At 39.4% G+C, this 480-nt stretch carries 1 protein-coding gene; it reads right to left on the reverse strand.

Features of this window, described 5'->3' with window-relative positions; all coding sequences use genetic code 11:
• The coding region (dfrA1, locus tag VF673_RS15005) for a trimethoprim-resistant dihydrofolate reductase DfrA1 (RefSeq protein WP_440292525.1) at positions 1-458 on the reverse strand (458 nt) is incomplete at its 3' end.
• Between the last annotated feature and the right edge of the window lie 22 nt (positions 459-480).

Here is a 480-nt window from a genome sequence, read left to right on the forward strand (position 1 = left end):
ATTTGGTAACTATAATTTATGTTAGAGGCGAAGTCTTGGGTAAAAACTGGCCTAAAATTGCTGGGGATTTCAGGAAAGTAAACATCACCTTCCGGCTCGATGTCTATTGTAGATATATGTAGTGTATCTACTTGATCGATCAGGCTTTTGTATATCTCCCCACCACCTGAAACAATGACATGATCCGTTATTTTCTTTAGGTTGGTTAAAGCATCTTTAATTGATGGAAAGATCAATACGTTCTCATTGTCAGATGTAAAACTTGAACGTGTTACGACCGCATACTTTCGGTTGGGTAATGCTCCCATTGATTCAAAAGTCTTGCGTCCAACCAACAGCCATTGGTTATAGGTAATAGCTTTAAACAGGAGCTGTTCACCTTTGGCACTCCATGGAATATCAGGGCCATTCCCGATAACTCCATTCTTCGATATAGCTACCATTAGTGATAGTTTCACAATTCTTCCTCAGAGGTTAACA

Source organism: Halopseudomonas sp. Lyrl_26 (genome assembly GCF_051948695.1).
In the GTDB taxonomy this organism is placed as follows: domain Bacteria; phylum Pseudomonadota; class Gammaproteobacteria; order Pseudomonadales; family Pseudomonadaceae; genus Halopseudomonas; species Halopseudomonas formosensis.